This window comes from Vibrio sp. SSH13-20, assembly GCF_040104475.1.
Taxonomy (GTDB): domain Bacteria; phylum Pseudomonadota; class Gammaproteobacteria; order Enterobacterales; family Vibrionaceae; genus Vibrio; species Vibrio harveyi.
Genome location: NZ_JBECOU010000013.1, coordinates 26024 through 45191, shown reverse-complemented (window position 1 = coordinate 45191; position 19168 = coordinate 26024). Strand labels below are relative to the sequence as shown.

General features: G+C 46.3%; 20 protein-coding genes. 14 read left to right on the top strand and 6 right to left on the bottom strand.

Translation table 11 applies throughout. From position 1 onward, the window contains the following. The first annotated feature begins 7 nt into the window (after nt 1-7). The 5 genes from dapF to ABMY42_RS24595 all read left to right on the top strand — a co-directional run bounded on the left by dapF (nt 8) and on the right by ABMY42_RS24595 (nt 5824). Nucleotides 8-838, top strand: coding sequence for a diaminopimelate epimerase (dapF, locus tag ABMY42_RS24615; protein ID WP_005430401.1), 831 nt, complete (start codon nt 8-10; stop codon nt 836-838). Beyond that, complete coding sequence (locus ABMY42_RS24610) at nt 832-1563, top strand: DUF484 family protein (protein ID WP_005430403.1); 732 nt, start codon at nt 832-834, stop codon at nt 1561-1563. Before dapF ends, ABMY42_RS24610 begins: the two co-directional genes overlap by 7 nt. Continuing rightward, nucleotides 1529-2470 (top strand): tyrosine recombinase XerC, encoded by a 942-nt coding sequence (xerC, locus tag ABMY42_RS24605; RefSeq protein ID WP_005430404.1) that lies wholly within the window; start codon nt 1529-1531, stop codon nt 2468-2470. The genes ABMY42_RS24610 and xerC overlap by 35 nt, the downstream gene beginning before the upstream one ends. A gap of 12 nt (nt 2471-2482) precedes the next feature. Next, nucleotides 2483-3199 (top strand): 5-amino-6-(5-phospho-D-ribitylamino)uracil phosphatase YigB, encoded by a 717-nt coding sequence (gene yigB, locus ABMY42_RS24600; RefSeq protein ID WP_349266893.1) that lies wholly within the window; start codon nt 2483-2485, stop codon nt 3197-3199. Between the two features lie 138 nt (nt 3200-3337). Next, nucleotides 3338-5824 carry an EAL domain-containing protein gene (locus ABMY42_RS24595; protein ID WP_349266892.1) on the top strand — a complete coding sequence of 829 codons (2487 nt, stop codon included), beginning with the start codon at nt 3338-3340 and terminating at the stop codon, nt 5822-5824. Between the two features lie 110 nt (nt 5825-5934). On the opposite strand, the gene ABMY42_RS24590 is transcribed toward ABMY42_RS24595, so the two are convergent. Both ABMY42_RS24590 and ABMY42_RS24585 read right to left on the bottom strand, forming a co-directional pair. Next, nucleotides 5935-6531: a tRNA-uridine aminocarboxypropyltransferase gene (locus ABMY42_RS24590; protein ID WP_349266891.1), complete on the bottom strand. Its 597-nt coding sequence runs from the start codon at nt 6529-6531 to the stop codon at nt 5935-5937. Continuing rightward, on the bottom strand, nt 6531-8081 hold the full coding sequence (locus ABMY42_RS24585) for a hypothetical protein (RefSeq protein WP_274790483.1): 1551 nt from the start codon (nt 8079-8081) through the stop codon (nt 6531-6533). The genes ABMY42_RS24590 and ABMY42_RS24585 overlap by 1 nt, the downstream gene beginning before the upstream one ends. 41 nt (nt 8082-8122) lie before the next feature. Here ABMY42_RS24585 and ABMY42_RS24580 point away from each other — a divergent pair, with 41 nt between their 5' ends. Continuing rightward, entirely contained in the window at nt 8123-8593 is a 471-nt protein-coding gene (locus ABMY42_RS24580; protein ID WP_005452022.1) for an EVE domain-containing protein, read from the top strand. Between the two features lie 69 nt (nt 8594-8662). Here ABMY42_RS24580 and ABMY42_RS24575 read toward each other — a convergent pair whose 3' ends face one another. Both ABMY42_RS24575 and ABMY42_RS24570 read right to left on the bottom strand, forming a co-directional pair. Next, nucleotides 8663-9487 carry a Cof-type HAD-IIB family hydrolase gene (locus tag ABMY42_RS24575; protein WP_050907157.1) on the bottom strand — a complete coding sequence of 275 codons (825 nt, stop codon included), beginning with the start codon at nt 9485-9487 and terminating at the stop codon, nt 8663-8665. A 171-nt stretch (nt 9488-9658) separates the two neighbouring features. Then, nucleotides 9659-10648: an alpha/beta fold hydrolase gene (locus ABMY42_RS24570; RefSeq protein ID WP_038897949.1), complete on the bottom strand. Its 990-nt coding sequence runs from the start codon at nt 10646-10648 to the stop codon at nt 9659-9661. Between the two features lie 65 nt (nt 10649-10713). On the opposite strand from ABMY42_RS24570, the gene rhtB reads away from it, so the two are divergent. From rhtB to arsJ, 6 genes are all read left to right on the top strand, one after another. Continuing rightward, a complete protein-coding gene (gene rhtB / locus ABMY42_RS24565) occupies nt 10714-11328 on the top strand; it encodes a homoserine/homoserine lactone efflux protein (protein WP_005452019.1) in 615 nt (204 codons plus the stop codon). Between the two features lie 28 nt (nt 11329-11356). Next, a complete protein-coding gene (locus ABMY42_RS24560) occupies nt 11357-12580 on the top strand; it encodes an EAL and HDOD domain-containing protein (RefSeq protein ID WP_005452018.1) in 1224 nt (407 codons plus the stop codon). A gap of 102 nt (nt 12581-12682) precedes the next feature. Beyond that, complete coding sequence (locus ABMY42_RS24555; protein ID WP_005452016.1) at nt 12683-13018, top strand: metalloregulator ArsR/SmtB family transcription factor; 336 nt, start codon at nt 12683-12685, stop codon at nt 13016-13018. Nucleotides 13019-13045: 27 nt separating this feature from the next. Beyond that, nucleotides 13046-14047, top strand: a complete 1002-nt coding sequence (locus tag ABMY42_RS24550) for an ArsJ-associated glyceraldehyde-3-phosphate dehydrogenase (protein WP_005430364.1) — start codon at nt 13046-13048, stop codon at nt 14045-14047. Between the two features lie 11 nt (nt 14048-14058). Next, nucleotides 14059-14553 (top strand): cyclin-dependent kinase inhibitor 3 family protein, encoded by a 495-nt coding sequence (locus tag ABMY42_RS24545; RefSeq protein WP_349266890.1) that lies wholly within the window; start codon nt 14059-14061, stop codon nt 14551-14553. Nucleotides 14554-14811: 258 nt separating this feature from the next. Continuing rightward, complete coding sequence (arsJ, locus tag ABMY42_RS24540) at nt 14812-16029, top strand: organoarsenical effux MFS transporter ArsJ (protein ID WP_050922090.1); 1218 nt, start codon at nt 14812-14814, stop codon at nt 16027-16029. An 89-nt stretch (nt 16030-16118) separates the two neighbouring features. Here arsJ and ABMY42_RS24535 read toward each other — a convergent pair whose 3' ends face one another. Beyond that, on the bottom strand, nt 16119-16499 hold the full coding sequence (locus tag ABMY42_RS24535; RefSeq protein WP_050907158.1) for a cystatin domain-containing protein: 381 nt from the start codon (nt 16497-16499) through the stop codon (nt 16119-16121). Between the two features lie 250 nt (nt 16500-16749). Here ABMY42_RS24535 and ABMY42_RS24530 point away from each other — a divergent pair, with 250 nt between their 5' ends. Next, a complete protein-coding gene (locus ABMY42_RS24530; RefSeq protein WP_009695939.1) occupies nt 16750-17763 on the top strand; it encodes an acyltransferase family protein in 1014 nt (337 codons plus the stop codon). Nucleotide 17764: 1 nt separating this feature from the next. On the opposite strand, the gene ABMY42_RS24525 is transcribed toward ABMY42_RS24530, so the two are convergent. After that, a complete protein-coding gene (locus ABMY42_RS24525) occupies nt 17765-18094 on the bottom strand; it encodes a DUF2500 domain-containing protein (protein WP_009695938.1) in 330 nt (109 codons plus the stop codon). A gap of 241 nt (nt 18095-18335) precedes the next feature. Here ABMY42_RS24525 and ABMY42_RS24520 point away from each other — a divergent pair, with 241 nt between their 5' ends. Then, nucleotides 18336-18701, top strand: coding sequence for a hypothetical protein (locus ABMY42_RS24520; RefSeq protein WP_005430355.1), 366 nt, complete (start codon nt 18336-18338; stop codon nt 18699-18701). The last annotated feature ends 467 nt before the right edge of the window (nt 18702-19168 follow it).

The window sequence follows — 19168 nt, the reverse complement described above, 5'->3', positions numbered from 1 at the left end:
ACAACAAATGCATTTCCACTTTTCCAAAATGCACGGTTTGGGCAACGACTTTATGGTCGTCGACTGCATTACCCAGAACGTGTTTTTCTCGCAAGATTTGATCCGTCGTTTGGCGGATCGTCACACGGGCGTCGGTTTTGACCAATTGCTCGTGGTTGAAGCGCCTTATGATCCAGAAACCGATTTCCACTACCGCATTTTTAATGCCGATGGTAGTGAAGTTGAGCAGTGTGGTAATGGCGCTCGCTGTTTCGCGCGTTTCGTCCGTTTGAAAGGTTTGACTAATAAGTACAGCATCAGCGTTAGCACCAAGAAAGGTAAGATGATTCTTGATGTTGAAGATGATGGTGAAGTCACGGTGAACATGGGCGTACCTGAATTCGAGCCGAACAAGATCCCTTTCAAAGCGAAGCAGAAAGAGAAAACCTACATCATGCGTGCAGGCGATAAGACCCTGTTCTGTGGCGCAGTGAGCATGGGTAACCCGCACGTGGTGACTGTGGTCGACGATGTGGATACGGCAGAAGTGGAAACACTCGGACCGCTATTAGAATCACACGAACGCTTCCCTGAGCGTGTGAACGCGGGCTTTATGCAAGTTGTGAATCGCAATCACATCCGCCTACGCGTGTATGAGCGTGGTGCGGGTGAAACACAAGCTTGCGGCAGCGGTGCCTGTGGCGCAGTTGCGGTGGGCATCCTGCAAGGTCTATTGGATGAAAACGTGAAAGTTTCACTTCCTGGTGGTGACCTACGCATATCTTGGCAAGGTCCAGGCAAACCATTGTTTATGACCGGTCCAGCAACTCACGTATTTGATGGTCAATTGTCGTGCTAGTTGAAGAACAAGAAAACCAAATCCCAGAAGTTGAAGCGGATGCGCTGACCGCAGAAGTCGTTGCTCAGTATTTAAAAGATCATCCTGACTTCTTCGTTCAACGCCCAGAATTGGTTGATCGCCTTTCTATGCCTCATGCAGATTTAGGCACGGTCTCGTTAGTTCACATTCAAATGAACCGCCAACGTCAACGAATTGAAGAGCTAGAAGAAGAGATCACCACACTGATGTCTTTAGCGGCGAACAATGATCGCACCTTCTACGAGTTCATGGATCTGCAAGGACAAATCCTTAAGTGCGGCGACTTTAAGCAAGTCATCAACGCCATTGAGCTGAAAGCCAAAGACCTTGGCTTGAAGGCGTATGTGCGTCTATTGAGCCAGTGTGATGCTGCGACTCAATTGAGTAAGGAAAGCTACCAACGTTTTGCTACCAACCACTTAAATGGCAAAGAGGCGTATTTAGGTCGTCTGCGTAAAGTGGATCGCGAAGCGTTGTTTGGAGATATGGACGTTCCAGAAATGGGTTCCTATGTGGTGTTACCGCTTGTGAAAAAGCAGACGCTTGGCGTACTGGCGTTTTCTAGCGAAGATGGCGGTCATTTCCAACCAGATATGGATACCTTGTTTTTGCGTCACCTATCCTTAGTAGTGGCACATCTCGCTCAAACATTGGTATGGCAAAGTCACGATGACGACAACTCCCAACACTCCTCTGCCAAATAGTCTTCAAAAGCCTCTTGAACGCTTCTACGAATTCCTGCGAAGCGAAAAGGGGCTTAGCCTGCACACCCAACGCAACTACAAACAACAATTGGAAACCATGGCTCACCACTTGGCTGAGATGGGGTTGAAAGATTGGTCTCAAGTCGATGCTGGTTGGGTTCGTCAATTGGCAGGTAAAGGCATGCGTGAAGGCATGAAAGCCAGCAGCTTAGCGACGCGCTTATCTTCTCTACGCAGCTTTTTCGATTTCCTGATCCTACGTGGAGAAATGTCAGCTAACCCAGCCAAAGGGGTTTCGGCGCCACGTAAGAAACGTCCACTACCAAAGAACCTCGATGTGGATGAAGTAAACCAATTGCTCGAAGTGAACGAGGACGACCCGTTAGCGGTACGCGATCGTGCCATGATGGAGCTAATGTACGGCGCTGGTCTGCGTTTGGCAGAACTGGTGAGCGTAGACGTGCGTGATGTTCAGCTGCGCAGTGGCGAATTACGAGTGATTGGTAAAGGCGATAAAGAACGTAAAGTGCCATTCTCTGGTATGGCAACCGAATGGGTTGGCAAGTGGCTGCGTGTGCGTGGTGATCTAGCCGCGCCGGGTGAACCGGCACTGTTTGTTTCTAAGCTGGGTACACGAATCTCACATCGCAGTGTGCAAAAGCGTATGGCGGAATGGGGGCAGAAACAGTCCGTCGCGAGTCACATTAGCCCGCACAAACTGCGTCACTCGTTTGCGACGCACATGTTGGAATCGAGCAATAACTTACGTGCGGTGCAAGAGCTATTGGGGCACGAAAACATTTCCACTACCCAAATCTACACCCACTTGGATTTCCAACATTTAGCACAAGCTTATGATCAGGCGCATCCAAGAGCCCGTAAGAGAAACGACGATAAGTCGGACTAACCAAGGAATCTCATGAAATTCTACCGCCGTATTGCGCCTGTAAAGGCGATGACGTTTGACCTTGATGACACCCTCTATGATAACTATCCAGTGATAGTTCGTATGGAGCGTGAGTTGTTGTCTTGGCTTAAACTCCATCATCCGGCGGTCGCTCACATGGATAAAGCCGATTGGTTTGCACTCAAGCAACGTGTCGTGCAGCAACAACCTGAGCTGAAGAGTGACGTCACTTTGTGGCGCTTAGTACAACTTAAGCAAGCCTTCTCTCAAGTTGGATACGATAACGAAGCGGCGCATACCGCTGCGCAAGCCGCAGTCGAGGTTGCTTTAGACCGGCGTAACCGTTTTGAAGTACCACAGCAAAGCCTCGATGTACTTGCTGAACTCGGGCAAGAAATCCCGCTGGTAGCAATCACTAACGGTAATGTGGATTTAGATCGAATTGGTCTTACGCCTTATTTCCAGCAAGTGCTGAAAGCAGGGCCGGATGGCAGCGCGAAACCTGCGCCGGATATGTTCACCAAAGCGCAGCAGTTTCTGGATTTGCCTAGTGAGCACATTCTTCATGTCGGCGATCATCTGGTGACGGATGTTCAAGGTGCAAAACTCGCGAGTTTTGCCGCATGCTGGTTTAATGACATGAATAAAAATGTCATTACTCAGGCAAAAACGCGAACGTTACCTGACATTGAAATCAATAACTTGCAGTCGTTACTCGCGCTTTTGTAATCACTTTCGCATTAATCCATTCAATCTTCATTCTGACTCTAGAAAAGCCGTCTAAAGCCACGTAAATTACTCTCATCAAAGTAAAATAATAAAACCACTTTCATGTGGTGTGGCTTGATGACGGCAGTGGTAGGGTAAATGCGAGCATTCTCTCAACTGGTTCAAAATGTGGATCAGCTTAATGACTTTTTAGTCACTTCTCAGTGTTGTGCAGATAAACGTTATCTGGTGCAACTCTTATCCACCCAATCACGCGACTCCGCTGTCTCGCTCGCACGGGCAATACTCGAAAGATTACCCAACACGCACATCATCGGTCACAGCACTCGTCACGTTATCTTGGAAGGTGAAATCATCAACCATGGCTGCTTAGTGTGTGTGATGGAGTTTGAACAAACCACGCTCACGTCTGCGGTACAACATTATTCCTTCTCGCCAGATATCGATGGCTACGATCTCAAGCAAGCTTTACAACTGCAAGATAACTCCAAAGCCATTATTAGCTTTTCTGTCCAAATCGAACGCCGTGATTATCCGGTGTATCGCGTATTTGATGCCGACGGTCCGAAGGTTTCTGGCGGTTTGGCTCAAACCATCGATGACGGTTGTTGGGTTCTGCATCAAGACCAAGTTTATGATGAAGCGGTTGTCGCGGTTGCCTTGCACAGCAATACTTTGAAAACATGGACGAGCGCGTATTCTGAGTGGAACCCGATTGGTATGCCGCATAAGGTTACTCACGCCAAAGGGACGCGCTTGTATCGCTTGGGCGAGCGTAAAGCGTTGGAAGTGTACAAACATTACCTTGCTGACGGGCACGACCTATCGCTCAATCAACTGCTGAATTTCCCACTTTATCGAGAATCCATTGGGCGAAAAGAGGTGTGTGCCGTGACGGAAATCCATCCCGACGGCAGCATGAGCTTCGACCGTCCTTGGTGTTTGGGTGATGAAGTTCAGTTCTGTTACAACCATCCTTCGTTAACGCTTGAGCAAGTTCGCCATGGGGTGGTGGAGCTTTCCATGCATCAACCTGAAGCAGTGATGATTTATAACTGCGCATCGCGACTTGATTTTATTGATAGCAGTGACGAAGTTCGCGCCTTCACGGACATTTCCCACACGTCGGGCAGTTACTGCATGGGTGAGTTGTACGGGGAGAATCACCAACAAGAAATTCTGCACCATAGCCTGACTTACTTGGCGATGCGTGAAGGGGATGAAGTTACTGCGCTTAACATGCCACAGCAAGAAGTGAGCACTTCTATCTCTCCCTTGTTTAGCCTGATCCGCAATGCGATTGGCGATCTAAATAACATGAACGCTCATATGGGGTATCAACTCGATCGTCAAGCGAAAAAGCTAGAACAGAGCTTCCGTCGAGATAGTCGTACAGGATTACAAAATCGCGTTGCGCTGCAAGAGCGCTTGATCAGCATCGATGCCGATGAACATTTACTAACGCTCAAACTGCTTAACTTTAGCCATATCAACGAAAAGTACGGTTATCGCGTTGGCGACCAACTGTTGAAAGACTTGTCGATGCACTTTAGCAATCGCCTGCGTAAACGCCTTGGTAAACCTGCTGCGCTACAACTTTATAGCATTGGTGTTGGTGAGTGGGCGTTCTTATTCAAAGCTGACACCAGTAGTGAAGCGATAAAGCAACACTTTACTCGCTTTGCTGACGCAGTAGAGCAAACCAACTTTGAGCCAAGTGGCTTACGGGACATTGATTACCTTTCGATTTCATTGTGCGGTGGCTTAGTTAGCCGTCGTGATTTTCCAACGGCATCGCCAGATGAGCTACTACTAAAAGGCATCGAGGCGCGAAGAGCTGGGGTGCGCAGTAATACTCACATCTGTAATGCCAAAGATATTGAGGTCAATGAAGATGTGCGAAAAGAGCAGTTGGGTTGGCTAAGCTGTGTGAGTCGCGCCATCCTCAAGCAGAACATCATTACCTACAGTCAGCCAATTGTACACGCTTACAACCATCGTCCCGCGAGCCAAGAGTGTTTGGTGCGTATTATGGAAGAGGATGGTAGCATCATAGCGCCGGGGCGTTTCTTGCCGATTATCTCTGATACGCATTTGTACACGCGTTTGAGTCGTCACATGATTCGCTCAACGCTCAACTACATGAAAGACCAGCATGGTGACTTCTCAATTAACTTGTCACCTCAGGATTTACTCAGTGATAAAACCTTGATGTTGCTTGAACATGCCATTACCCAACTTAACGACCCAAGACGGATTGGTTTGGAAGTGTTGGAATCAGAGCAAATCAAAGACTACGGACGGATGATTGAGGTGTGCAGCCACTTTAGAAGCCTGGGCGCACGCATCATTGTCGACGACTTTGGCTCGGGTTACTCCAATATTGATGAGATCCTCAAGTTAGAGCCGGAAGTGATTAAGCTCGATGGCAGTTTGATTCGCTATATCGACAAAGACCAAAAGCAGCGCAAGATTGCCTCGCAGTTGGTGCGTTTGTGTCAGGTGTTTAACGCTAAGACTGTCGCGGAGTTTGTGCACAACAAAGAGGTGTGCGACATTGCTCAGGACATGGGGGTGGACTATCTGCAAGGTTATTATTTGGGTGAACCGACACGCTTGTTTTAATGTGGCTTTGCTCTAATTGAGCTTAAGAGCTCCAAAGTTTTGTTTCACGTGAAACAGCATTCAATAAAAAACGCAGCGTTAGAGCTGCGTTTTTTTGATTCTTAAGAATGTTAGGCTTTGAGCTCGTGACCACTTTTCTCGGCTTGGAAACGAGGAAGGTATTGCTTGAAGAACGCTAACATTTGTTGCTGGTTTTGCTCTTCACCAAGTTGTCCGAGCAATTGCGCAGCTACTTCAAAGGTACATAGGTTACCTTCTTGTTGGTTGCGACGCAGTTGATACTGAGAATCGACTTGAGTGGTTAAGCCCATCATCGCGATACCTTCTAGCCATCGGCTTTTATTGATCATCTTGCGCGCCTCTTGCCAAGTTGCATCAAGAATGATGTACAGCGGTCGTCTGCTTTGCTCGTTACTTTGCTGTTGCACTTGTTCAAGCGTCAGGCTCTCTTCACTTGGGAATAGCAGTACTGGCAGCAGGCTTGGATTCGCTAGCGTTTCTAACAACTCTGCTGGTGGCGTTTTTCGGTCCCAAACGACTTGGGTGATACTCAGTTGGCACTGGGCGAGCAGTTTGCCAGTGTTGGTATCGCGAGTCAGTTCATTAGGGTGCATTAACAGCATCAGCGAGTGTTCACTGCTTAACTTCGGTAGCAGGGAACAGATGCAGTTGAACTGGAAGCCACAATGTGGACAAGGCTGCGCCATTACAAGCGCACTCCATCACGAACAGGGCTGATACCATCTGAGAACAGACGCACGCCGCTGACTTGTTCTTTGCTCGCTTTTGGTGCCAAGCTTGGGTTGATTGGGTAGCTCACGCCTGTGTATTGCATCACGTGTTGCCCCGGTGTTGCACCACCGCCGCTGACATTGAAAATCAGGTCACGCCAGCCGTGCGAGGTTTGTTGACCAAGCATAATTGGGCTTTGCACTAGCGTCATACGGCTATTGAAACGCCACTCTTTCTCGTGGTTTTCGAATATCAGCAGAGTACAACCGCCAGAGCCACACCAATCAAGTTGCACCAGTAATTCTTCATCACCATCGCCATTCAGATCGTAAGTCAGCCAACGGTATTGGTTATTGCTTGGGTTGGTTTGATTAATGAAAAAGTAGTTACGTACCGCCGCATCCACTTTTGAATTAAATTCGGCACTGGATGGAATGTCCGCAGCTGCAATTGGCGCACTACCGCGTTCAGGCGCTTCTTGCTCAATGCCTGAGTTACGCACTGTTGCTGGGTATAGCACTAAGCCGCCATCGGCAATGGGATAAACCAAATTGCCCACTTTCTCTTTGACTGCTTTCAGCTGGTTGCCTTCGCGAGTAAATAGGCGCTCGGTCATTAAGCGTTGTTGCTGGTGGTGAGTCATCAATACTTGTACTTGCGATGGGCTCAGTTGTTGCCAGTAGCCGCGTTCAACCAATGGCGGTTGTCCGTCTGAATAGCTGTATTTGGTGATGGCACTGTGGTCGCTGTTGAGTGTCATTTGCACTTCGAAGCCTTGTGACTGGGTCGACGTCGCGACGTAAGTGTTCACCCATTCTAATGTTGAATCTACGTTGGCTGTCATACCACAGCCTTGATAGGTTTTATCGCCATGCTCTAGTGTTGCTTTCCAGCCGTAGAGAGAGTTGCTCATGGTGTCTGAACACAAGTTCTCGGTCATGCGCAGTTCACCGTCATCCAACTGGTAAGTACGCTGACGAGGTTGCAGTTTGCTGCTTTTAATCTCGAGTGTTTGTGTCGACTTGCCCATTTGCTGGAACTTGAGCGTATTGCCTTCAAAGTTGGCAGCCCACGAAGGTTCATTACCAAATACGCGAGTGGGTTTACTGGTTTGTTTGCAGCGATGCGGATTTTCTGTGGTGAGGAAGTTCACCTGCTCAACCACAAAGTTAGCATCGAAATCTGCAGAGAAACCGTCGATGCCCGGCGGGTTGAGATGACCAATCACTTCACCATACATGGTTTGATAAGGTTCATTGGTGATGGCTACTGCACGTTGGATTTGTTGCGGTGACAGTTGCAGCCAGTATTGTTTGTCGCTGCCACAAGGTGTGATGTACTGGCTTTCATGCCCAATCACTACTTCACCACGCAGCATAAAGGTTTGAGGTAAGATGGTTTCCGGCTTATCTAAGGATGCAGGCGGAGTGGTTGGGGTGTCTGCATCGGACTGCTGCGGTTGCATGCTACATGCTTGCAGGACCAGCAGTGTGGCTAATGCCACTGGGTTTTTCAAAGCCTTCATGTTATATCTTCCTCATTACTTAATCTGCATCGGATGGCATTATGGCATATTGGTTATTTAAAACAGAACCAGATACCTTTTCTATTGACACGCTTCGAACCCAAAAGGTTTCATGTTGGGAGGGAGTTCGTAATTATCAGGCGCGTAATATGATGCGTGACCAAGTCAAATTGGGTGATTTGGTGCTGATTTACCATTCCTCTTGCAAGAACGTGGGTGTGGCTGGTATTGCCAAAGTGACCCGTGAAGCGTATCCCGATCACTTCCAGTTTGACCTTGAGAGCGATTATTACGACCCGAAATCCGACCCAGAAAATCCGCGTTGGATTATGGTGGATATTGAGTTTGTGCGTAAGACTGAACGCTTGATTCCGTTGTCGGTCATGAAGGCGATGCCAGAACTAGAAAACATGCCATTGGTGAAACGCGGCAATCGCTTATCGATCATGCCTGTGAGCGAAGAAGAGTGGCAAGCAATCCTCGGTAAAGAGAAGTTGCCGAGTCAGCGATAAAAGAAAAGGGCTGCATAGTGCAGCCCTTTGTGATTTTGCCGATAACCTGTTGTTGATAGCCAATACAGGTTATAGCAGATGATCTTGTAGGTAGTGTGCAACCGCATCGTCAACGTTGCTGCCGATTACTTCATTGTTTGGTAGTGCTTTCATCACTTTCTCGTGAGATGTGCCCATCACCAATCCTTTACCCGCCATGGATAGCATTTCTACGTCGTTCATGCCATCACCAAAGGCGATGGTGTTTTCCAATGTTAGCCCAATAGACTCCGCGACTGCCTTCAACGCATCACCTTTAGACACACCAGCGCTCATCACTTCCAAACACCAAGGTGTTGAGAATGCGATGTTTAGTCGATCGCCAAATTGCTCACGTAACTTAGTTTCGAAGGTCACAAGATGGTCGTGATCTTTTGCTGGGTGAGTGAAGAAGATTTTCGCAATGCCATCAGTTGGTGCGTTGTCTTGATCGTACAACTTATAAGTGAACTCTTCATGGAATTCGCGTAACTCATCGTCATCTTTGTTCAACAACCAGTCGTCGTTTTGATACATGTGGATAAGTATTTCAGGATCCGTTTTGATCGTGTCGATCACTGGTTGAACCAAATCTTCAGGTACGTTCTGGCTGTACATCTCTTGATCATTCTGGTCGTGCACACGTGCTCCGTTCGAAGTAATCATATAAGCCGGAATACCTACCGTGCGACGAATGCTTGCGACGTCTACGTGGTGGCGACCCGTTGCAAAGACAAATGTGTAGCCTTGTTCATGCAGCGCTTTGAGCGTCTCTTTCGAGTAAGCGCTTAGCTGGTGGTTTGGTGCGAGTAAAGTGCCATCCAGATCTGAGGCAACGATTTTAGTGATCTCTTTGCAAGGTAGCGATGTGCTCATGAAGCCCTCGTAAACGGTTCGGATAGAGTAGAACAGGTTGATTGCACACGGAGCGCAGTAGATTGACTAGATCGTACTGCTCCGAGTGCGGGGAACATGATGAAGTCTACGCCAAAATAAGGAGGAAAAAGAGGGTAAATCGCTGAGCTCGTATTTCCTCTTTAATCTGATTTATTGGCTGTGCTCACGCATGAAGGCAAAAACCGCATCAAGTGCTTGGTTGCGATACTGGTCTTTTTCAAACAAGATTTCGTGCTCTGCGCCAGCAATAGAAACTAGGCTGGCATTGGGGTTAGTCTTACTTAGCTTATCGATAAAGCGTTGCTGCGCGGCGTTACTCACGATGCGATCGTTACCTGATTGAACCAATAAAACCGGAACTTTAATTTGGCGTGTCAGCAAAATACATTGCTTGGCTGCCATCAAGCCTTGCCATACCCAGCGTGTGCTTGGACCGCCCACTTGTAGCTCTGGTTTATCGCGGTATAAACCACGGAACCAGTGATAACGATCGTAGCTTTGGCTAAGTGGGTTATCTTCAAACGGCTTTGGGTAGTATTCCTTATGACCTGGCGCATAGCTTGGTTGCGGGGAAACCGCTGCAAGGATTTGCGTGACTGGAATCGCGATAGGGCTGAGATACCAAGGAAGGTTGATACCAAACATCGGAGCACTCAGAATCAAACCGTCAAAGTTGTGGTCTGGGTGAGTTTGCAGGTAACGTGTTGCAATTGCACCGCCCATCGAGTGGGAAATGACAAAGCGCTGCTGGTATCCACTCAAATTGAGTTGCTGCAGTACCAATTCCATATCGTCAATATAATCATTAAAGTTATAGACGTGACCCATGTCTGAGTCTGGTAGCAGGCGATCTGATAAACCTTGTCCTCGGTGGTCAAACGAATACACGTCATAACCTTGTCGATATAGGTCGTAGAACAGTTCTTGGTATTTCCAGGAGGCTTCAATGCGACCGTTGACGATCAGTACGGCTTTGGTGTGTTCGGGATTGGTGAGTTTGCACCAGTAGATTTTCTTTTTCTCTGTCCCTTTTACAAAGCCTTCTTGGCGTTCTTGCCAAAGTGCTGCGATCGGACCACCTATTGCTTGCTCAAATAAGGTCTCTTGAGTATAAGTCAAAGGTGAATGGTTAATAGCCATTAGTCGATTACCTGAAGATACGTTGTTTACGCGATGTATCATCGAAGAATTATTGAGGAAATGCAATGGATACCCATGTTTGGTTAGCCTATGTGGTAACTGCAATCGTTTTTAGTCTGGCTCCGGGATCTGGCACCGTCAACTCAATCAGTAATGGTTTGAGTTACGGCACGCGCAAGTCATTGGGTGCTATCGTTGGTTTACAGATTGGTTTGGCAATTCATATTGCTTTGGTTGGCGCTGGCATTGGTGCTTTAGTCGCGCAATCGGCAACGGCATTTACTGTGATCAAATGGGTTGGTGCAGCTTACCTTGTGTGGCTCGGCATTCAAAAGTGGCGTGATACATCCGGCTTGGTTGCGACCGAAAGTCACCAAACCATGTCAGGTACTTCTCTGTTGTACAAAGCCATTCTTATCAACCTGACTAACCCGAAATCGATCGTATTCTTGGTGGCACTGTTTCCACAATTTATCGATCCAGCGAAAGACCAACTAACTCAGCTGTTGGTATTGGGCGTGACGACGGTGACCATTGACGCGTTTGTGATGCTGGGCTACACCAGTTTGGCCGCACAAATGGGACGCTTTATTCGCTCAGATAAGATCATGGGCAAAATTAATAAAGTATTCGGTTCAATGTTCATGGGATGTGGTGCATTATTAGCGGCAGCTAAGTAACAAGTTATAAAAAGCACAATAATTTCGAATGAAAAACGCATATGTCGCCCGCCAGCCAATCTTTAACCGTAAAAGACAGACGCTGGGATATGAGTTGTTGTTCCGCGATGGTGAAAGTAATGCCTATCCTGCGCACATCGATTCAAACAGGGCGACATACCGATTGATAGTAGAGAACTTTCTCTCTGTCGGAACCAATCCTCTGATTGCATCTTCACGATGCTTCATCAATTTTCCTCACCAAAGTTTGCTGCGTCGGCTGCCAAGAAGCTTGCCGAAAAACAAAATCGTGGTTGAGGTACTCGAAACCTGCCAACCAACCGATGAGCTGCTTGAAGCCATTCGCGAACTGTACCGTGAAGGCTATTTGATCGCGCTTGATGACTTCACGTTGACTGACGAATGGCGTCGTTTCTTACCGTATGTCCATATCGTGAAACTCGATATCATGGCGATGGGGCTAAAAAAGGCATGCGACTTAGTTAAGAAGCACACTAAAAAGCGCACCAAATACCATTTCTTAGCTGAGCGAGTAGAAACCGAAGCTGAGTTTGAAGCGACCAAAGAGGCAGGCTTTAAATTCTTCCAAGGCTACTTCTTCAGCAAGCCTGAAGTGATGCAGACTAAATACGTGAGTCCCGAGCAAGTGTTGGCGCTCAAGCTATTTCGAGAAGTGTGTGTCCCCGATCCAGACTTTGACCGGATTGAAAACATCATTACTCAAGATGTCACGCTGTCGTACAAGTTACTGCGTTTTGTGAATACACAATCGACCACGTTAGAAGTGACCATCACTTCATTCCGCCAAGCTTTGATTTACCTTGGACAAGAAAAGCTCAAAATGTTTGTCTCACTGGTGGTTGCGTCATATATCTCCGGGCAGAAGCCGCGCGAGTTGTACAACTTATCTTTGCAACGCGCTCAATTCTGCGAAGCTATGTCGCGCTATCAACCTTTTGCGCATCTCAACGAGCAGGGTTTTATGGTTGGCTTGTTATCGATTCTCGACGCCATGCTTGATTTGTCTGTGGAATCTTTAGTGGGACAGCTGCCTTTAAGCCCTTCCGTGCAGCAAGCCTTGTTGCATCGCCAAGGTGAATACGGCGCGTTGTTGGCAATTGAGGAATGCTACGAGCGTGCCGATTGGGCAGGCGTGGAGCAATTCTCCCAGCAACTCGGACTTTCTGTGGATGATGTTAAGTCTGAACTTGGCGAAGCCGTTCGCTGGAGCCAGACCTTTTCTGGCGCCTAATCTGATCAAATATTAAACTTTTATTACAGTCGAGCACGATCGCTTGACGTTATTCTATTTTTAAATAACTATATACGCATATCCATATATAGGTATGTAAGTATGCTTCCACATCAGTTTTTCAAACTTCTTTCCGACGAGACTCGTGTGCGTTGCTTAATGCTGGTGGTTCGTGAAGGGGAAACTTGTGTTGGTGATTTAGCCCATGCGCTACAACAAAGCCAACCAAAGATTTCTCGCCATCTGGCTCAGCTAAGATCAAATGGTATTTTGGTTGATAAACGTCAGGGGCAATGGGTGTACTACGAGCTGTCAGATCAATTACCGGGATGGATGCAAAAATTGATTGATGACTTGGTAGCCTCGAACTGCTTGAAGCAAGAGTACCAAGAAGATATTTCACGTTTGCACGACAAAGCTCGCGCAGCGTGCTGTTAACCAGCGAAAGCTTAAAGGTAGAAGATTATGACGATTAAAGTAGGTATTAACGGTTTCGGTCGAATTGGTCGTTTGGCATTACGCGCAGCGTTTGATTGGCCAGAACTAGAGTTCGTACACATCAACGATGTAGCGGGTGATGCGGCGACTCTGGGTCACTTACTTGAGTTCGATTCAGTTCAAGGTCGTTGGAACCATGCAGTGCAAGTTGAAGGCACAGACATGGTGATCAACGGTAAGCGCATCACGACTTCACAAGAGCGTGATATCGATGCTGTGAACTGGGGTCAATGTGATGTTGTGATTGAAGCAACGGGCGTTCATCGCAAAACCTCATTCCTAAACAAATACCTAGAGCAAGGCGTAAAACGTGTTGTTGTTAGCGCACCAGTAAAAGAAGACGGCGTAGCTAACATCGTAGTGGGTGTGAACGACCACATCTTCGACCCTGCGCAGCACCGCATCGTAACCGCAGCGTCTTGTACAACGAACTGTATTGCACCTGTTGTGAAAGTGATTCACGAAAAACTGGGCATTGAACAATCGTCATTCACAACGATTCACGATTTAACTAACACACAAACGATTCTGGATGCGCCGCACAAAGACCTACGTCGTGCGCGTGCATGTGGCATGAGCCTAATCCCAACCACAACGGGCAGTGCGAAAGCGATTGTTGAAATCTTCCCTGAGTTGAAAGACAAGATTAACGGTCACGCGGTTCGTGTTCCTCTAGCAAACGCCTCACTCACTGACATCATTTTTGATGTGAAACGTGATACCACAGCAGAAGAGGTTAACGCACTACTGAAAGAAGCTTCTGAAGGCGAGCTAAAAGGCATCCTTGGTTTTGAAGAGCGTCCATTGGTTTCTATTGATTACAAAGGCGACCAACGTTCAACTATCGTTGATGCGCAATCAACCATGGTAGTAGGTTCTCGTATGGTGAAGATTTACGCTTGGTACGATAACGAAATGGGTTACGCGACGCGTACTGCAGAATTGGTTCGTAACGTTGGTATGGCATAAGGAGCTTTAAGATGTCTCATCCTACATGGCAATTAGATTTAGAAGCGGGCGCGTTGGTACTGACTCCATGTCCAGGCACCAAAGGTGTTGAACTGCAAGCTTCGCTAGAGCAGCTAAAAGCGCAAGGCGTAGAAGCAATTGTTACTGCCCTTGATGATGTTGAATTAGCGTCTAAAGACGTGTCTGCGTTGGGCGAATTAACCCAACAATTGGGCATGAAATGGTTCCAAATTGAGATTGAAGATGACTGTGCTCCGGACGAAGAGTTCGCTGCTAAATGGTCACAAGCGAGTCCTGAACTGCACGCGATTCTAGCTCAAGATGGCAAGGTTGCAATGCACTGCATGGGTGGCTCTGGTCGCACAGGTTTGTTCGCTGCACACCTATTGCTAGAGAAAGATTGGGCGCTAGAAGACATCGTGCGTGAAGTGCAAGCGCTACGTCCTGGTGCTTTCACAAAGCCTGTACAAGTTGAGTACATCGAGCGTGTAGCTCAAAACGCTTGATCAGCTTATAGGGCTTTTGGTACATCATGATCCAAAAGCTCTCTTTATGCCGTAATGGCTTACCAATTTATGTGATTCTTGTTTATTGGTTTTATATTTAACTTATTGTTTGTTAATGAATAATATTTAGATATCTCATCAGTTCTTGTTTCACTATTTAGCGCCAGTATTGAGATGACTCAATGTTGGTGTTCAGGTCATAGAGTATTTGGAACATCATGATCTAAATACTCTAAATGCTGTACATCTGAGGTCGTTATGATTTCAAAACTAAGCAAAAGTATCCGTCAGTATATGCTTGTGACGTTCAACTATTGGAACTTTACCGTGACGGATGGTGCACTACGTATGCTGGTGGTGCTTTACTTCCATGACTTAGGTTACTCAAGCTTAGCCATTGCTTCGCTGTTCCTTTTCTATGAACTTTTTGGCGTAGTGACCAACTTGGTTGGCGGCTGGCTAGGTGCTCGACTTGGTTTGAACAAAACCATGAACGTCGGCTTAGGGATGCAGATTTTCGCCTTGCTGATGCTGGCAGTGCCCAATGCTTGGTTGACCATTCCTTGGGTAATGGCGGCGCAGGCAATTTCGGGTATTGCCAAAGACTTAAATAAGATGAGTGCCAAGAGTGCGATCAAAACTTTAGTGCCAGACGAGCAACAAGGTGCACTTTATAAGTGGGTTGCGATCTTAACGGGCTCGAAGAATGCACTGAAAGGTGCGGGTTTCTTTGTTGGTGGTTTATTGCTATCAGCGTTTGGTTTCCAAACTTCGATGATCATCATGGCAAGTGTGCTGGCGATTGTCTTCGTGTGCAGTTTAGTTTGGTTAGAAGCGGATATGGGTAAGGCGAAGAGCAAACCTAAATTTCGTCAGATTTTCTCTAAGTCAGAATCGGTGAACATCCTTTCTGCAGCGCGTATGTTCCTATTTGGTGCTCGTGATGTGTGGTTTGTTGTTGCACTGCCGATTTACCTTGGCAGCGTATTTGGTTGGGATCACCTGATGGTGGGCGGCTTCCTGGCAGCTTGGGTCATTGCTTACGGATTCGTTCAAGGCTTTGCACCTCGTATTACCGGTAAAGCGCAAGGTCGAGTGCCAGATGGCAGCGCGGCATTAATTTGGGCTGGTATCCTTGCTGTTATCACTGGTGCAATTGCTTACGGCGTGCAGATTGGCTGGCAACCAGAACTGGTTATTGTGGTGGGCTTGATGATTTTTGGTGCCGTATTTGCGGTGAACTCATCTTTGCACTCTTATCTAATCGTCAGCTACGCAAAAGGCGACGGTGTTTCATTGGATGTCGGTTTCTACTACATGGCGAATGCGATGGGACGTTTGATCGGTACGGTTCTTTCTGGTTGGATTTACCAAGAAGCAGGGCTTGCTGCATGTTTGTGGGTGTCCTTTGCCTTCTTAGCGCTGACAACGGTCATTTCTATCAAGCTACCAAAAACCAAAGTAGCTACGGCTTAAATCGATTTACGAGTTAGAAATAAAAATGGCTCCATATTGGGAGCCATTTTTGTATTTACGATTCAGTATCGCAAATCAGTAAATCTTGGTTATGGGCAAAGGCGACCTTGTTGTGCCGGTTGCGTCATTTCCATATCACCTTTTAACGAACGGTAAACGATGGTGTTCCAGACTTCACCATTGTCCATTTCGAATTCAATCGCGTAGTTAATGCCATTCACGACTTGAGTTCGTACGCTCAAGATTTCTTTTAGTTTAGCAGCGGTATTCATCTGCCCAAGAACAAAGTCGAGCGTTTGCTGAGCCTCAGGTGTTACTTCACCTTGTGACCAGCCGCCAGCAAGATTTTCCGTGCTGCAGATAGGGTTCGCTTCCGATTGCGATTGTGTTGGTGCCACGGTCTCTTCCTTTTGATTACATCCAGCTAAAGCCACTACACAAACCAGTGATGCTAATAATGTTTTCTTCATAAAGACCTCTCTTAATAATCTGTCCAGCATCCTAATGGAAAGAAACGGCTAAATCTGTTTCATATCCAAGAAAGCTTAGGGCTGGTGATCCTATTTGTACAATAGGATTTGTCGCTAACTATTGTGCAAATCAATGTTATTAGAGCTTCATAGCTGAGTTAAAAATAAGCAAAAACAGATTGTTAACTATTTAACTGAGCGAAAATTACCCTATGCTATAGACGTGAAGTTACACAAACTAGGAAAGGGTATGAGAGAAAGGGTTCTGTTTTTCGACTTATTACGTTGTGTCGCTGCTGTGGCAGTGATCGCTATTCACGTGTTAGCGCCATATCGTAATGAATTGGGCGTGATTCCATTCGATCAATGGGCGACGGCAGTCGGAGTGAACAGCGTGACGCGTTGGGCGGTGCCAGTGTTTATTTTGATAACTGGTGCATTGATGCTCAGCGATACGCGTCCTTTTGATGCCAAATACTACGTCAAACGACGTTTAGGCAAAGTGCTGGTGCCTTTTTTGGTTTGGTCGATGTTTTACGCGTATTTATCGGGTTGGACAGCGCAAGGTTTTGATTTTGCCACGGTAAAAGAAGTGGTGAGTAACAGTCCGTATCATGCAACTTATTATCACCTTGGTTTTTTCTACTACTTTATTCCACTCTATTTTGTGATTCCGTTGTTTCAATGGATGGTTCGCAATGTCGATGACAACGTTATTTACACCTATTTAGCGTTTTGGTTGTTCACGAGCACCTTATTCCTATTCAAAATTGATGGACCATGGAGTAATCAATATTGGCTTTACATGGGGTATTTACCGTTAGGCTATGTGTTGTTTAAGAAAATTCCATTAAACCGTTCCGTTGTGACGGCGTTTACTGCGTTTGGGTTGGTGGCATTAGCAGTGACGTTTACTATGGTTGTGACCAACAGTTTAGAAGCAGACAAATACACAGTAGGGCGCTGGTTCTCATACAAAACATTGAATGTGATTCTCGCAGCATCGATGATTTTTATGTTGTGTCGTTACTTTGGAGAGGGCTTGGCACCGAAAGCGCAAAAAGTGGTGAGTTTTATTAGCCAGCACAGTTTAGGTATTTATCTTCTTCACCCAATCTTCTTATGGCCGATGAAAGCATTCGGTTGGTATCAAGGTCACCCTGCATGGGTGATTCCTGTGTGGATTGTATTGAGTGGTGCTGGAGCCTTGGCGATGAGCTATCTGTTCTCCAAGTCCGCCAAGACTCGCTGGTTGCTACCGTAGATTAGCGCTTTAAGGCGAAATGTAAGAACTTATCGCCACGGTAAGTCAGTGTGCCTTTATCACCCGGATTGAGTGCGTGGTAATAGTGCACACCGATTTGAAATTCGCGTTTTGGTCCAATCGAACCGCGTTGTACATAAATCCAATATTCTTGATCGTCTTGACCTGGCTCTGCATCCGGTACTTCTATTGCTTGTTTGTCTAAGATGGTCACTTGAGCACTTTGCTCAGGTGCATCTTCGCCAAAGTAATGTTTGCTGTAGAAGCGGAAAAACGCCCATGCGCCGAGCGCAATCAGAGCGAACAAAGCCAAAATAAGTGAGATTGGCATGATAACCTCCAATGTTTCATTGGCACCTATTTTACAGAACTCCCTGATTAAACTATGAGTTGAGATAAATTATTCGTGATCTAGTAAAAGCGTCGTAGATTTTATTCGGCGCACTTCACATTTTATATGCGTTCAAGAGCACAATTTAAAAGGAAATTTGCACCTTTTGGCTCGAAAAAGTTCTAAATTTATAGAAGAATGAAATGACTGACGAAGGAAGGGTCAAGTAAGGAGGGTTACGATGTCAGATATTGAGAAAGTAGTCATGCGTACCCGAACGATCGAGAAACTTCTGCGTACGCAATACCACGCGGAAGGGAAAGGGTTACATCAGCTTATCACTAGTTGTGAAGAGCGCTTGCCGCATGACGTTGTTGCTAAGTTGCGGTTTATTGCGACCGTAAGAAACAAGGTTGTTCACGAAGAGGATTACAAGCTGGACGATCGAAAAGGTTTCTTAGCTGCGTGCGATGCATGCGAAAAGGAGCTGACACCACGAAGTTCACGCTTTATTTGGCGAGCGGCGATTTTGTTAATGGCCTTGATTACGCTCGCTGCACTTGGTTTCTACTACATGCATTGGGACATTCTGGTTAAGCATTTGTAGACGATAAAATTTGAATAATAAAAAAGGGACGCGAAAGCGTCCCTTTTTTATTTTAAACAGTAACTTAGTACATCATTGGCAGTGTCATTAAACCAACAACCACTGCAATCATTACCAGCCCTTGTTTTTGAGAAGAAGAAATCATAACACTACCCCTAAAATCATTGATGAACTCGATGTAAATAATATAGCACTGTTTTTGAGCTTTGATCAACTTCAAAGCGGAAAAGTTTTCAAAACTCGCACTTAACTTAAGTGTTTTTACCCTAAATTGACTAATAAAACTGTGTTTTTTGTGCTGTTCTTTAAGTGTTCGACTTGTTGTTTTTCTCTTCTTTTTGTTTTTAAGTGTATGATTTTAATGTGTTAAATATGAGTGATCTTATGATGAAATAGTGTTTCTTGTCTGGGTGGTGATGTTGGTTGACTATTTTTGCTGAATTTCTCAAAAGTTGAGAAAATTAGGT